The organism is Butyrivibrio sp. AD3002 (genome assembly GCF_000420905.1).
Classification (GTDB): domain Bacteria; phylum Bacillota; class Clostridia; order Lachnospirales; family Lachnospiraceae; genus Butyrivibrio.
In genome coordinates, this window is sequence record NZ_ATVV01000010.1 from 25959 (window position 1) to 40054 (window position 14096).

General features: G+C 42.9%; 10 protein-coding genes. 9 read left to right on the forward strand and 1 reads right to left on the reverse strand.

Annotated elements, in window-relative coordinates; all coding sequences use genetic code 11:
- Positions 1-28: 28 nt before the first annotated feature.
- The 4 genes from G596_RS0108585 (at position 29) to G596_RS0108600 (ending at position 4565) form a co-directional block, all read left to right on the forward strand.
- Positions 29-1102, forward strand: a complete 1074-nt coding sequence (locus G596_RS0108585) for a hypothetical protein (RefSeq protein WP_022761431.1) — start codon at positions 29-31, stop codon at positions 1100-1102.
- Positions 1093-1959, forward strand: a complete 867-nt coding sequence (locus G596_RS0108590; protein WP_022761432.1) for a hypothetical protein — start codon at positions 1093-1095, stop codon at positions 1957-1959. Before G596_RS0108585 ends, G596_RS0108590 begins: the two co-directional genes overlap by 10 nt.
- 5 nt (positions 1960-1964) lie before the next feature.
- On the forward strand, positions 1965-3422 hold the full coding sequence (locus G596_RS0108595; protein WP_022761433.1) for an MBOAT family O-acyltransferase: 1458 nt from the start codon (positions 1965-1967) through the stop codon (positions 3420-3422).
- A gap of 69 nt (positions 3423-3491) precedes the next feature.
- Positions 3492-4565 (forward strand): hypothetical protein, encoded by a 1074-nt coding sequence (locus tag G596_RS0108600; RefSeq protein WP_022761434.1) that lies wholly within the window; start codon positions 3492-3494, stop codon positions 4563-4565.
- Here the strand turns inward: G596_RS0108600 and G596_RS0108605 are convergent.
- Positions 4562-5236, reverse strand: a complete 675-nt coding sequence (locus G596_RS0108605; RefSeq protein ID WP_022761435.1) for a rhomboid family intramembrane serine protease — start codon at positions 5234-5236, stop codon at positions 4562-4564. The genes G596_RS0108600 and G596_RS0108605 overlap by 4 nt on opposite strands.
- 219 nt (positions 5237-5455) lie before the next feature.
- On the opposite strand from G596_RS0108605, the gene G596_RS0108610 reads away from it, so the two are divergent.
- The 5 genes from G596_RS0108610 (at position 5456) to G596_RS0108630 (ending at position 13933) form a co-directional block, all read left to right on the forward strand.
- Positions 5456-6184: a class B sortase gene (locus G596_RS0108610; RefSeq protein ID WP_022761436.1), complete on the forward strand. Its 729-nt coding sequence runs from the start codon at positions 5456-5458 to the stop codon at positions 6182-6184.
- Between the two features lie 144 nt (positions 6185-6328).
- The gene (locus G596_RS21505) at positions 6329-7864 is read left to right on the forward strand and encodes a flotillin family protein (protein WP_022761437.1); all 1536 of its coding nucleotides are present in this window, start codon (positions 6329-6331) and stop codon (positions 7862-7864) included.
- Between the two features lie 335 nt (positions 7865-8199).
- Positions 8200-9969 (forward strand): ammonium transporter, encoded by a 1770-nt coding sequence (locus G596_RS0108620; protein WP_022761438.1) that lies wholly within the window; start codon positions 8200-8202, stop codon positions 9967-9969.
- A 140-nt stretch (positions 9970-10109) separates the two neighbouring features.
- Positions 10110-11693: an asparagine synthase B gene (asnB, locus tag G596_RS0108625; RefSeq protein WP_022761439.1), complete on the forward strand. Its 1584-nt coding sequence runs from the start codon at positions 10110-10112 to the stop codon at positions 11691-11693.
- A gap of 131 nt (positions 11694-11824) precedes the next feature.
- A complete protein-coding gene (locus tag G596_RS0108630) occupies positions 11825-13933 on the forward strand; it encodes a glutamine synthetase III family protein (protein WP_022761440.1) in 2109 nt (702 codons plus the stop codon).
- Positions 13934-14096 lie beyond the last annotated feature (163 nt).

Here is a 14096-nt window from a genome sequence, read left to right on the forward strand (position 1 = left end):
ACATTTTTTAGACAACGAGGAAACCTGCATGAAATCTTTAATGGCTGCATTTTTGACCATAACCTGCCTGCTAAGTACAGTAAACTTTGGAGGTGGCATAGTGACAGACAGACCAAATGGTGGCATACGGCAGGGACTTGCCATGTACTGCCAGCCGAGGGACAGCATAGATGTGGTTATGCTGGGATCAAGCCATGTAAATTATGGAATAAATACCTATAAGATGTGGGAGGAATACGGAATCAGTGCCTATGACTATTCCTCTGCAGAGCAGGCGATTTGGATTTCCTACTATTATCTTAGAGAGATCTGTAAATATCAAAAGCCCAAGGTTGTGGTGCTGGACTTCTTTGCGCCCTGCGCCTTTCTGGACAACTACGCCGATAAGTACTATTATCTGAACGATGCGCTTTGCGGCATCAGATATTCCCTCAATAAAGTTGAAATGGTCGAGACCGCGGTTGATGGCGATGAGAATATGAAAAAGAAATATCTTTCCTCATATTATGGAGCGGATTCCGAAGGAGATCTTGCCACACTGAAGGATGGATGGAGTAAGGACTACAGTTCTTTTAAGGGTTATACACCTTCTTTTAAAATGGCTGCCGTGAATACACCAAGTCCAAATACCACTGATGTTAAGGCACCTTCCGAAAAATCTCAGAAATACCTAAGAAAAATAATCGATTATACATATAAAAACGGAATAGAACTGTACATTACGATAGTTCCCTATAACCTGAATGTAGGGCAGCAGGAGGGCGTAACCCAGGAGGAAGACCTGAGGTACAACTGGCTGGAGAATTACCTGGCGGAGATAAAGAACGAGGGTATAGACAATGTTTATTTTGACTATACTTTTAAACATATAGGTGATCTTGGAATAGACTACGAGGGCGGTACGCATTTTGCAGATGGAAGTTCGCACCTGAATTATTACGGTGCCACACAGTTTGCAAAATACCTTGCGCAGGATCTGAGAAGCAGATACGGCGAAGAAAAACTTCCGGATCACAGAGGTGATGAATATTACAGTTCATGGGACGCAGGCGTGGAAGAGCTTAAGGCAGAGGTTGCCGGTGAGGGCTGGGAATGGCGATAAAGAAGAATAAAAAACTAAGACGCATAATTTTTATAGCCATCACGGTGCTGGTAATAGTAATACTTGCCACTGTACTTATTCTGCTGTTCAGACCGGGGAAGAGTGATAGTACCGGCATGACTTCCTATGACGATCTGAAAGAGACAATCACAGAGGAATCTGCCGGAGACAATATAGAGGCGACTGAGGAAGAACCTGTAGAACAAGCTGTTGTAGATCCGGGCGAAGTCCTTGCAAGTGCGGCATACAAGGAAGGAATTATTAGCAGGGCGACTCAGTTTAGGGATGAGTGTGCTTCTTTGTACACGGATATATCCGGAGACCTTGCCAGATTTTCTCTTATTGATATTGATAAGGATGGGATTCCGGAACTTATAATGCACGATGTTTCCGGAAAGAGAGCTTTCTACTGCAGCTATGTAGGTGAAGCTGTCTCCGAGCCCTTTGAGATTTATGTCGATGAAACTGACGATGATTCTTCATATATGCCGGGCACTTACGCAGCTCTTTTTCTTGAGAAGAATCTCTTTATAAAATATGTTATTTCAAATAACGGCGGCAGAATAGAGTCATATCTTTACAGGGTTAATGAACAGACCAAAGCTCCGGAACTGATAAATAATGTTGCGGTGGAAAACGGAGCTTCATTTATGGCAGGAGACGGAAGCAGTGTTTCTGAGGAGGATTACAGGGCTGCCTTTTCGAGTGCGCTTGGGGATGATTACGGTCATTATTTTCTTGACGAGCTTATGATAGCTGACGGTGAGTATGATTTTAAATCCCAGTATTCCTGGGGATCATCGCCGGCTCTTTCACATATGACTCTTGACGAATTATCAGCTAAGATTGGGGGATAATTTACTTGCTTTTTCAGCTTACGACTATTGGCTTTATAATCATATCGGTTTTACTTTTTCATATCACACCGGGGAGATTTCGTAAGTGGGTGCTTCTTGCTGCGAGTGTATTTTTTATATACTGGCAGGGGAAAGCATTTGGGCTTACGGTGCTCCTTTTTATTACGGTGATCTCATACCTTTTCGGGGGATTGATTTCATATTTTCAAAAAAGAGATGAGGTGAAACTTGCGCATATAACTACTGCTATAGGCATAGCTATTCCTGCGCTTATTCTCTTTGGGTGGAAATATCTTTATATTGCAGCAGCATTAGTCGGAGTATATGTTCCGGAAAAAGTGGCAGAGCTCGGACTTCCGATAGGTTTATCTTTCTATACCTTCCAGGCAATCAGCTATGTTGCCGACGTTTCAATGGGAAAAACTACATTACAGAAGAATCCGTTTATCTATGCGCTTTACATGATGTGGTTTCCTAAGTGGATGAGCGGCCCGATTGAGAGAGAAGGGGCATTCCTTGAGGAGATTAAGAAGACGGAGAGCGTAAAGTTTTTTGACTTTGACAGGACAATTCGCGCGCTGTCATATCTTATTTGGGGACTTTTCATGAAGATGGTTATTGCCGACAGGATAGGAATTCCCGTTGACGCTGCCTTTGAAAATCCGTCGGAATATGGCTTTCTGACTCTTATGCTGGTTTCACTCTTATATACGATGCAGATATACTGCGACTTCGCAGGCTATACCAATATAATGATAGGAATTTCCGCGCTGTACGGGATAGAGCTCACACAGAATTTCAGGACGCCTTATCTTACGGAGAATATAGTGGAATTCTGGCGAGGTTGGCATATTTCGCTAAGTAATTTCCTAAAGGATTACATCTATATTCCGCTTGGAGGAAATCGCAGGGGCAGTGCCAGAAAAGCCTTTAACACCTTGGTGGTTTTCTTTGTGTGCGGTATGTGGCACGGAGCAGGACTTACTTTCATAATCTGGGGAATTTTCCACGGAGTTATGAATGTATTTTCAAGCTTTTTGAGAAAGAGCAAAGCGGCATTTCTTGTAAAAGGAATGCTCGGACGAATTATAAGCTTTATTCTGGTATCCTTTGCCTGGATCTTTTTCAGAGCTCCGGATATGAGCGTTGCCGCTTCGTATATCAAAGGGATGATTCCTTTTGTGGGTACAGCAGGAATTAGAACTGGGCTTTCCTTTGAGGACGGACCAATGCTGGGACTCGTGCAGACAGAATGGTGGATTGCAGGATTATCTCTGGTTATCCTTACAGTTATGGATATCATTTCGTACAGGAAAGACACCATCCCACCCGAAACCATGTCCGCAAGATGGGGAGACATTACCAGAGGTGCGGTGTTTGTTTTCCTCGCACTTGTAATATTGATATTCGGAAAATACGGAGCAGGGGAAGAAATCAGAAGCTTTGTCTACGCACAATTTTAAAAGCCTTCCCCTAGGGGGGAAGGTGGCACGAAGTGCCGGATGAGGGGAATAACCTAATAGGATAAAAACATGAAAAGAATAATAGTTACTTCAATTAGTTTAATAGTATTTTTCTGCCTTCTTTCAGTCGCCAACAATGTCCTCTGCGTTAAGACCGAGGCCGGTGTTACGCAGTCGAGGGCACTATACGATCAGCCTAAAAACACAATAGATGTGGTTATGCTTGGTTCAAGTCATGTTCACTGCGGAATCAACACTGCGAAGCTTTTTACCGATTATGGCATAGCTGGTTATGACCTTTCTTCCGCGGAGCAGCCTTTGCATGTTTCCTATCATTATCTGAAGGAGCTATGTAAATATCAAAAGCCTAAGGTTGTTGTTCTCGACTTTTTTACGGCAGCAGCTTTTCAGGAGGATTACAAATACCACTATTATTTCCTCGGTGACAGCTTGTATGGCATGCGCTTTTCGCTAAACAAACTGCAGCTGATGACGGCTTGTTTTGATAATAAAGAAGAACTGTGGAATAAATATTTCCCTTCCTTTTTCGGTTATCATGACAGATATAACGACCTTGAGGAAAAGGATTTAGAGGCTGCTTTCGGCAAAGATTACAGCTATTATAAGGGCTTTGTTCCTCATTTTCATAACGAGTCTATGCCCGATCCTGTGATTGATACCGATGAGTGCAAGGCACCGCTTGAAAAGTCGGTGAGATATCTGGATAAGATAATAGAATATACAAAAGAAAATGATATAAAGCTTTATATAACAATGGTGCCCTACGAGCTGAATGTGGAGCAGCAGGAGGGCCTTAAGCAGGAGGAAACCCAGCGCTACAACTGGCTTGAAAATTATGTGAGAGAGCTTAATGCAGCCGGGGACGATCACGTCTGCTTCGATTATGTATTTAAACATCTGAGTGACATCGGTCTTGATTATACCGGAGGCTCCGACATATCGGATGGTAGCTCTCACCTCAACTACAACGGAGCAAATAAGTATTCCGATTACCTTGGAAATACTCTGATTAACAACTACGGAAGAGACCTCCTGCCCGATCACAGAGGTGATGTCGCCTACGATTCCTATCTAAGATACGCCGAAGCAATAGATCAGCTTGTCGCTGAAAATCAAGATTAAAGTAATCCTTCCATTTCTTTGCTGTTGTGGAAGACGATTATATTTACGATTCCAAAAATGACACCAATAATGCAACCGCCAAGGTGTGCTACGGTATTGGCATCCTTCTGGAAGAAGCATTCATAGACAATCAGTAAACCAAACAACAGAATATTTATCAGCATGTTTTCTTCCTTAACAAGCTGATCTCTGTTTACGATTAGCCATACCACCATAAAACCTGATAAACCCATGGTGCATCCGCTCGCGCCAAGGGAACCAAAGAAATCGTCAAAAGTAATATTGTAGGCCAGTGTGAGAACATTACCTGCAATACCGGCTAAAAAATACATAATGAAATAAAGACCGTGTCCCATATAGTTTTCAAGTAATGCGCCGATTGCAACCAGGCACAGCATATTTCCGAAGATGTGATCAACGTCTGCGTGCATAAAGGTTGCCGTAATCAGTCTATACCATTCTATTTTATCCGTGTAAAAAAATGCGGCGGGATCCAATATCAGATCATCATAGAAATTCGGTGCGATGCTGTTAGATGCAAGATAAACAAGAACGTTTATAATTACAAGAGCTATCGTTACATAAGCTGTCCTATAAATCTGACCTCTTGTCTTTTTGAAAACCGGACGATAAATATTGTTATCGGACGGGGCTTCTTTGATTTTATTCATAATCCATATTCCTCTAAAGCTTTCTAAAGATTCCCCTCAAAGGCTAATTATACAGCATGTCGGCTGTCAAAGAAATCTCTTTTCTAATACTCTGTGTTCGTATAAAATATTGATATTATGGAAAATACAAACACAGAGAAAAAAACAAATTCATTTTGGAGCATTTTAAGAATAGTGCTCATTCTAATTCTTCTTGGGGTCATAATATATGAGGGAGTCATGATATATTTTGATCAAAAGGAGTATTCTGTCGCGATTTCGGAGTACGACAACATCGCCGATCAATATGTCATTGTAAAAGATGATAATTCCGAACTATTCGAAAAAATCGATGAGGATTCAGAGGACGAATATCCGAGGCTGGATATCAATTTTGAGGCATTAAAGGGCATCAATTCCGATTTCATTGGATGGCTCTATTTCCCAGCCATTTCCACAATTAACTATCCGGTGGTAAAGGAACAGTCAATCGATCAGTATCTTCATAAGACCTTTGAAGGAACACCCAATAAGGCAGGCTGCATATTTATGGATGTTGATTCTGATGCTGATTTTTGCGGCCTCAGTGACTTCTTATTTGGTCATAACATGAGAAACGGTTCGATGTTCGGTTCTCTTAAAACTATTTATAAAAACAAGGACAAGGATATCCTTGCGGATAATCCGTATGTATATATTTATACGGAGGATAAGATATATAAGTACAAAGTATTCTCATACTATGCTACAACCGTGGGCTCATACAGCTACACGGAAGTTAAGAACGAGAGTGAATACGAAGATTTTGTAAATTATGTTAAAAACTGTTCTATGAAGGAAATCTCCGGAGATATTGATTTTTCGGAGCATCCTTCACTTCTTACATTGTCGACCTGTTCCGGCCAGTCGGGCAGTGGAAACAGGTTCGTTGTTCACTCTGTAAAGGTCGCTTCCTTTGACAGGCAATAGCGACGTAATATCGGTAGCGATTATTTTTTCCAAAACAGAAAAATACAATATTTAAAGGCTCCAAAACCGATATGTATTCACGATTTTACGTAGATTACAATTAAATCACTCAAACAAAAGTGTTTCAGAGAAAGGAAGGTCGTTATGACTACATCATTAACAATGGCAATTGTAATTGCCGCAATCATTATCATTTCTATTATCATTATTGCAGCCGGATATGTTAAGGCACCTCCGGACAGAGCATACATTATATCCGGTATGAGAAAGGTTCCTCGTATCCTCATTGGACGCGCAGGTATCAAAATCCCCTTCTTTGAGAGGGTCGACAGATTGTATCTTGGGCAGATGACTGTTGACATCAAAACAGAGCAGTCCGTTCCTACCAATGACTTCATCAACGTTAATGTTGACGCTGTTGCAAAGGTAAGAATCGGTACTACTCCAGAAGCAATTCAGCTTGCTGCCAAGAACTTCCTCAACAAGAATCCCGAGCAGATCACACTTGATCTTCAGGATTCCCTTCAGGGTAACATGCGTGAGATCATCGGTACACTTGCTCTTAAGGCAATCAATACCGACAGAGACAGCTTCTCAGATCAGGTTATGGAGAAGGCTTCAAAGGACATGAGTAAACTCGGTATCGAGATTTTGTCCTGCAACATTCAGAACGTAACCGATGAAAACGGTCTCATCAATGACCTTGGTATGGATAACACCTCCAAGATCAAGAAGGACGCAGCTGTAGCTAAGGCTCAGGCTGAGAAGGAAGTTGCAGTTGAAAAAGCAAAAGCTGACAAGGAAGCCAATGATGCAAGAATTGCAGCTGATCTTGAGATTGCACAGAAGCAGCGTGACCTTGCTATGAAGCAGGCAGAACTTAAACTGGAGACCGATGCTGCTATGGCTAAAGCCGATGCCGCATACGAGATTCAGAGACAGGAACAGGAAAAGACAATTCAGACCAACACCGTTAATGCTCAGATTGCAAAGGCAGAGCGCGAGGCTGAACTTAAGCAGAAGGAAGTTGCTGTAAAGCAGCAGGAACTTGCAGCTGAGATTGAGAAAAAGGCTGATGCTGAAAAGTACCAGGCTGAGAAGGCCGCTGAGGCAGAGCTTGTAAAACGTCAGAAGAAAGCCGATGCTGATAAGTATGAGCAGGAGCGTGAGGCTGATGCTAAGAGAGCACAGGCTGAGGCACAGAAATTCGCAGCAGAGCAGGAAGCAGCAGGTATCAAAGCTAAGTACGATGCCGAGGCTGCAGGTATTGAAGCCAAGGGTCGTGCCGAGGCGGAAGCTATCAAGGCTAAAGGTCTTGCGGAAGCTGAAGCAATGGAGAAAAAGGCAGAAGCGTACAAGAAGTACAACGGAGCTGCTATGGCTGAGATGATGATCAAGATCATGCCTCAGATGGCTGCCGAGATTGCAAAGCCTCTTTCACAGATCGACAAGATCAATATATACGGAACAGGCGATGGAACAAACGGTGCAAGCCAGATTTCAGGCAACATGCCTATCGTTATGAAGCAGGTATTTGATACCATGTCAGAAGCTACCGGTGTTGATTTCACTGAGATCATGAGAGCCGGAACCTATGATGCTAAGGTAAACAAGAACATCAACCTCACCGGCAACGGTGTGAATGTGAGTGTTGAAGCAGAGGATACAGTTACTGAATAAGTAAAAAATGATCAAGATTTTTAATTTGAAAAAAGTTAAAAAAGTATCTTGACACATCTGTTTCATAAGCGTAAAATCACAAACTATAAAAGACAAGGGCGTCTTAGAGTTAACACTCTAAGGCGCTTTTTCTTATCTTTTTGAATACACTCCGGAGAATGTGTACTCACAATTGTATACATGTATTCATAAGTAATCACCGGGCATTGTTTTGACCGGAAGTTCTACAAATGATTTATTAGGCGGTGCAATGGGGCATCAGACTGTATGAGCAGTCTCCCTGCGCACCGCCAATTTTATTATCCCGACTAATTTAGGAATCGGAGGAGCAGGTTATGAGTGAAGAAATTTTAAGTGCAATTGATTCGAGTGTTTTCGGAGTTTGGTTTTTGATCGGAGCAGCTCTTGTATTCTGGATGCAGGCAGGCTTTGCAATGTGTGAGGCAGGTTTTACAAGAGCAAAGAATACAGGAAACATCATTATGAAAAACCTGATGGATTTCTGTATCGGTACTGTAGTATTTATTCTCATCGGTTTTGGATTACTCCTTGGTGAGGACATGATGGGAATCATCGGAAGACCGGGATTTGATATTTTTACAAATTATGCAAATTTCGACTGGTCCAATTTCGTATTTAACTTAGTGTTCTGTGCAACAACAGCAACGATCGTTTCAGGATCCATGGCTGAGAGAACAAAGTTCATTTCCTACTGTGTATACTCAGCAGTTATCTCAGCAATCATTTATCCTATTGAAGCTCACTGGACATGGGGCGGCGGTTTCCTTGCACAGATTGGATTCCACGATTTTGCAGGATCCACATGTATCCACATGGTTGGTGGTATCTCAGCCCTGATCGGTGCAGCATTCCTCGGACCTCGCATTGGAAAGTTCGAGAGAAATGCAAGAGGAGAAGTTGTTAAGGTAAACGCTTTTCCCGGACATAATCTTACAGCAGCAGCTCTTGGTGTTTTCATTCTCTGGCTTGGCTGGTATGGATTCAACGGAGCAGCATGTACTACAGTAGAACAGCTTGGAAGCGTATTTGTAACAACAACAATAGCACCTGCACTTGCAACAGTAACATGCATGATTTTCACATGGCTGAGGTATGGTAAGCCCGATGTTTCAATGTGTCTCAATGCTTCACTTGCAGGACTTGTAGCAATCACAGCTCCCTGCGATGTAACAGATGCTTTTGGTGCAATCGTAATCGGTATAGTAGCAGGACTTCTTGTTTGCTTCGGTGTATGGTTCCTTGATTACAAGCTTCACGTTGATGATCCGGTTGGTGCCGTAGCAGTTCACTGCTTAAACGGCATCTGGGGAACACTTGCAGTTGGACTTTTTGCAACAAACGCAGCACCCGGTTACAGCATTGCTGATGCAGCAGGAAATGAGATGACAGGTCTCTTCTATGGCGGCGGCTTCAAGCTCCTTGGTATTCAGTTTGTAGGATTTGCAGCAGCTGCAGCATGGACAGCAGTAACAATCACAATCACATTCGTAGCTATTAAAGCAATCCTTGGCCTCAGAGTTAGTGAGGAAGAGGAAATCACAGGTCTTGATGCAACTGAGCACGGTCTTGCATCTGCATATTCAGGATTCGCACTTATGGATATTTCAAACACACTGAACATGAGTGTCAATGAGAATACAGACCTTGGTGTTGATGAATATGACAAGGCTACAGAGTTCCAGAAGAATGCATCAGTTCCTGTTGTAACTGGTCCTGTTAAATCAGATTCTGCTATTCATAAGGTAGTAATTGTTACAAAGCTTTCAAGATACGACAAGCTTCGTAAGGCAATGAACGAACTTGGTGTAACCGGAATGACAGTTACTCAGGTTATGGGATGCGGAGTACAGAAGGGCTCAGGCCAGAAGTACCGCGGAGTTGAGATGGATGTGACACTTCTTCCCAAGATTAAGCTGGAAGTTGTTGTCAGCAAGATTCCTGTAGAGGATGTTATTGAGGCAGCTAAGAGAACTCTTTATACAGGAAAAATCGGTGATGGGAAGATCTTCGTTTACAGCATCGATAACGTAGTTAAGATTCGCACCGGCGAGGAAGGCGTACTTGCTTTGGCCGACGCCGAGTGATGAAATAATTCCCCGAAATAGCCTTCCCCTTTGGGGCGCACGACATCCGGGGGATGTCGGTTCTGCGTGGACCGGAGCGGAGACAGGTGGCGCGAAGCGCCGGATGAGGGGAAATAAAATAACCAGGAGGAACAACAGATATGTGCGCAATACTCACATATACAAGGGAAGAAATCAGTAAGGATTTCTTTGAGGAAATGCTGCAAAGGACAGCATCCAGAGGGCCTGACAAATTCAGGACACTAAAGGTAAATGGCGGATGGCTCGGGTTTAATCGCCTGGCGATCATGGGACTGAATTGCAAAGGAATGCAGCCCTTTGAACTGAACGGAAATGCTGTTATTTGCAACGGAGAGCTTTACGGATTCAAAGCCCTTAAGTCATATCTGAAATCAATGGGTTATACCTTTCAGAGTGACAGCGATTGTGAGATCATTCTTCCGCTTTATGAGAAGCTTGGAACCAAAATGTTTTCACTTCTCGACGCAGAGTTTGCGATGGTCATCTATGATGATGAAAAGAGAAAGTTTATCGCAGCGAGGGATCCGATAGGAATCAGACCTCTTTACTACGGATATGATGAGGATGGGTACATACTGTTTGCCTCTGAACCTAAGAACCTCACAGGTGTTTGTAAAAAAATATCACCTTTCCCGCCCGGACATTATTACGAGGACGGCAAGTTCATTTCTTACAGAGACATGACCGAGGTTAAGGAAATTAGAACCGACAACCTAGAGACAATTACTAAAAACATTCATGACAAGCTTTTAAATGGAATAAAGAAGAGACTGGATGCAGACGCTCCTGTTGGATTCCTTCTTTCAGGAGGTCTGGATTCATCTCTGGTTTGCGGAGTGGCCGCAAGTCTTCAGGACAAACCGATAGAGACCTTTGCAATCGGAATGGATATAGATGCTATAGACCTTAAGTATGCAAGAGAGGTTGCAGATTACATCCACAGCAATCACCACGAAGTGATTATCAGTAAACAGGATGTTCTGGATGCACTCGAGCCTGTTGTAAAGGCTCTTGGAACCTACGACATAACAACAATCAGAGCATCAATAGGAATGTATCTTCTTTGCAAATGGATCCATGAAAACACCGATATTAAGGTTGTTCTGACCGGAGAAATTTCGGATGAACTTTTCGGATATAAGTACACAGACTTTGCACCAAGTGCCGAAGCCTTCCAGGAGGAAGCGAAAAAGAGAGTACGCGAACTTCATATGTACGATGTACTTCGAGCTGACAGATGCATAAGTGTTAACTCACTGGAAGCAAGAGTTCCTTTCGGAGATCTGGACTTCGTGGATTATGTAATGAGCATTGATCCCGAGAAGAAACTCAATACTTACGGAATGGGTAAGTACTTATTAAGGAAAGCCTTTGAGCCTGACAAGTTTATTCCTCATTCAATCCTTATGAGAGAGAAAGCTGCATTCTCAGATGCGGTCGGACATTCACTTCGAGATGACCTCATGGAATATGCAGAAGCTCATTATACGAATGAGGAATTTGAAGAGAAAAGGAAATCGTATACTCATGCGACTCCTTTTACCAAGGAATCGCTTTTATATAGAGAATTGTTTGAAAAGTATTATTCCGGACAATCAGATATGGTTATAGATTTCTGGATGCCCAACAAGAGCTGGAAGGGATGTGACGTAAACGATCCTTCAGCCCGAGTTTTAAGTAACTATGGAGCATCAGGTAAGTGATAATAATCCCTCATCCGTCAGCTTCGCTGACACCTTCCCCCAGAGGGGAAAGGCAAAAAATCAAAGCCTTCCCCTTGGGGGGAAGGTGGCACGAAGTGCCGGATGAGGGGATATAAAAGGAGGAAACGGTAATGATAGAAGCAAGTAAACTTACAGAAGAATTTGGATGTCTTGTTTTTAACGATAAGATCATGAGGGAACGTCTTCCCAAAGATATTTACAAGGCAGTACATAAGACAATAGAGATGGGTTCTCATCTCGAACTTGATGTTGCTAATACAGTAGCGGCAGTCATGAAAGAGTGGGCTATAGAGAACGGTGCAACACATTTCACACATTGGTTCCAGCCTATGACAGGCCTTACAGCCGAAAAGCATGACAGCTTTATTTTACCCACCGATAATGGCGGAGTTCTCATGGAGTTTTCCGGAAAAGAACTTGTTAAGGGTGAACCTGACGCATCAAGTTTTCCTTCAGGTGGTCTTCGTGCAACCTTTGAAGCACGTGGCTATACAGCGTGGGATCCTTCATCTCCCGCCTTCATAAAAGATGGTTCTCTTTACATCCCGACAGCATTCTGCTCTTACGGCGGAGAAGCTCTTGATAAGAAGACACCCCTTCTTAGATCAATGGAAGCTCTGTCCAAGGAAGCTGTTAAATTGCTCCACCTCCTGGGGTATGAGGATGTAAAGCGCGTAAACACCACAATCGGCTCTGAGCAGGAGTACTTCTTAATTGATAAAGACTTCTACAAAAAGAGAAAGGACCTTCTTTTCACCGGCCGTACACTGATCGGTGCACCGGCAACAAAAGGTCAGGAGATGGAGGATCACTACTTTGGAGTTATCAAGCCCAAGGTATCCGCATACATGCATGACCTTGATGAAGAGCTTTGGAAGCTTGGTATTCCCGCAAAGACAAAGCACAACGAGGTAGCTCCTTCTCAGCATGAGATGGCTCCCGTATTTGAGACAGCTAACATTGCTGTTGATCACAACCAGCTTACAATGGAGGTTATGAAAAAAGTTGCCGATAAGCACAACTATGCATGCCTCTTACATGAGAAGCCGTTTGAAGGAATCAATGGTTCAGGTAAGCACAACAACTGGTCAGTTTGCACTGACACCGGAATGAACCTTCTTGATCCCGGAAAGAATCCCGGAGAGAACATTCCTTTCCTTCTGTTCCTGATGGCTGTTATTTCAGCTGTTGATGAATATGCACCGATCCTTCGACTTTCCGTTGCATCTGCAGGAAACGACCACAGACTTGGCGGCAACGAGGCACCTCCGGCAATTATCTCAATTTTCGTAGGTGATGAGCTTGCACAGGTACTTAGTGCAGTTGAAGAAGGCAAAGCATATGAGAGCCAGGGTAAGGTTCAGATGGCAATGGGAGCAAAGGTTCTTCCTCATTTCACAAAGGATAACACAGACAGAAACAGAACCTCACCTTTCGCATTCACAGGAAACAAGTTTGAGTTCCGTATGCCCGGTTCCTCAGTTTCAGTAGCAAATGCTAACATCGTTCTTAACACAGCAGTTGCTGAAGAAGTAGCTAAGCTCTATGAGAAGCTTTCAGCTTACAGTGGAGACGAACTTAAAGAGAAAGTAAGAGAAGTCCTTAAGGAAACACTTGCAGCTCATAAGAGAATCCTCTTTAACGGAAACGGCTACACAGACGAGTGGGTTGAGGAAGCAGCAAAGAGAGGTCTTGCAAACCTTAAGTCACTTCCCGATGCAATGCCTTACTGGATCAGTGATGAGTCAGTTGAACTTTTCACAAAGCATGGCATCTTCACTAAGGAAGAGATCCATTCAAGATATGACATTCTCCTTGAGAACTACTCAAAGTCAGTTCATATCGAAGCACTTACAATGCAGGAGATGGTAAGAAAGGATCTGACAGAAGGTATTGTTTCTTATCAGAAGGATCTCGGAAAAGAAATCGCTCAGAAGAAGAGCCTTCTCGGAGACGGAAGCGCAGTTCTTGAGACAGGAGTCCTCAAGACAATCGATGAGGCATCCACAGGAATGTGCAAGGCACTTGCAACACTTGAGGCTGATACAAAGAAGGCTGAAGAGAAGGAAGATCTTCTTGAGCAGGCAGCTTACTATCAGCAGACAATTCTTTCAGATATGGATGAACTTCGTAAGTATGCTGATGAAGCTGAAGCCCTTATCCCTGATAAGTATCTCAGCTACCCGACTTATGGACAGATGCTTTTCTCACTTAGATAAAAAGTACTAACTTAACAAGGCTCCTTGAATAAACTTTATTCTTGTGAGCCTTGTAATAAAAATACTACTTGAAAATGCTATTAGATTTTTATCAATAACCTAGTGGTGAGTGTATAGCATATATGAATTTTAATCGATTATGCGTAAGCAACGAGATTAAAAT

Bases quoted from the DNA above. Each gene is read 5' to 3' on its own strand.
- G596_RS0108585 (WP_022761431.1), top strand. From the start codon at position 29: ATGAAATCTTTAATGGCTGCATTTTTGACCATAACCTGCCTGCTAAGT.
- G596_RS0108590 (WP_022761432.1), top strand. From the start codon at position 1,093: ATGGCGATAAAGAAGAATAAAAAACTAAGACGCATAATTTTTATAGCC.
- G596_RS0108600 (WP_022761434.1), top strand. From the start codon at position 3,492: ATGAAAAGAATAATAGTTACTTCAATTAGTTTAATAGTATTTTTCTGC.
- G596_RS0108605 (WP_022761435.1), bottom strand. From the start codon at position 5,236: ATGAATAAAATCAAAGAAGCCCCGTCCGATAACAATATTTATCGTCCG.
- G596_RS0108610 (WP_022761436.1), top strand. From the start codon at position 5,456: ATGATATATTTTGATCAAAAGGAGTATTCTGTCGCGATTTCGGAGTAC.
- G596_RS21505 (WP_022761437.1), top strand. From the start codon at position 6,329: ATGACTACATCATTAACAATGGCAATTGTAATTGCCGCAATCATTATC.
- G596_RS0108620 (WP_022761438.1), top strand. From the start codon at position 8,200: ATGAGTGAAGAAATTTTAAGTGCAATTGATTCGAGTGTTTTCGGAGTT.
- asnB (WP_022761439.1), top strand. From the start codon at position 10,110: ATGTGCGCAATACTCACATATACAAGGGAAGAAATCAGTAAGGATTTC.
- G596_RS0108630 (WP_022761440.1), top strand. From the start codon at position 11,825: ATGATAGAAGCAAGTAAACTTACAGAAGAATTTGGATGTCTTGTTTTT.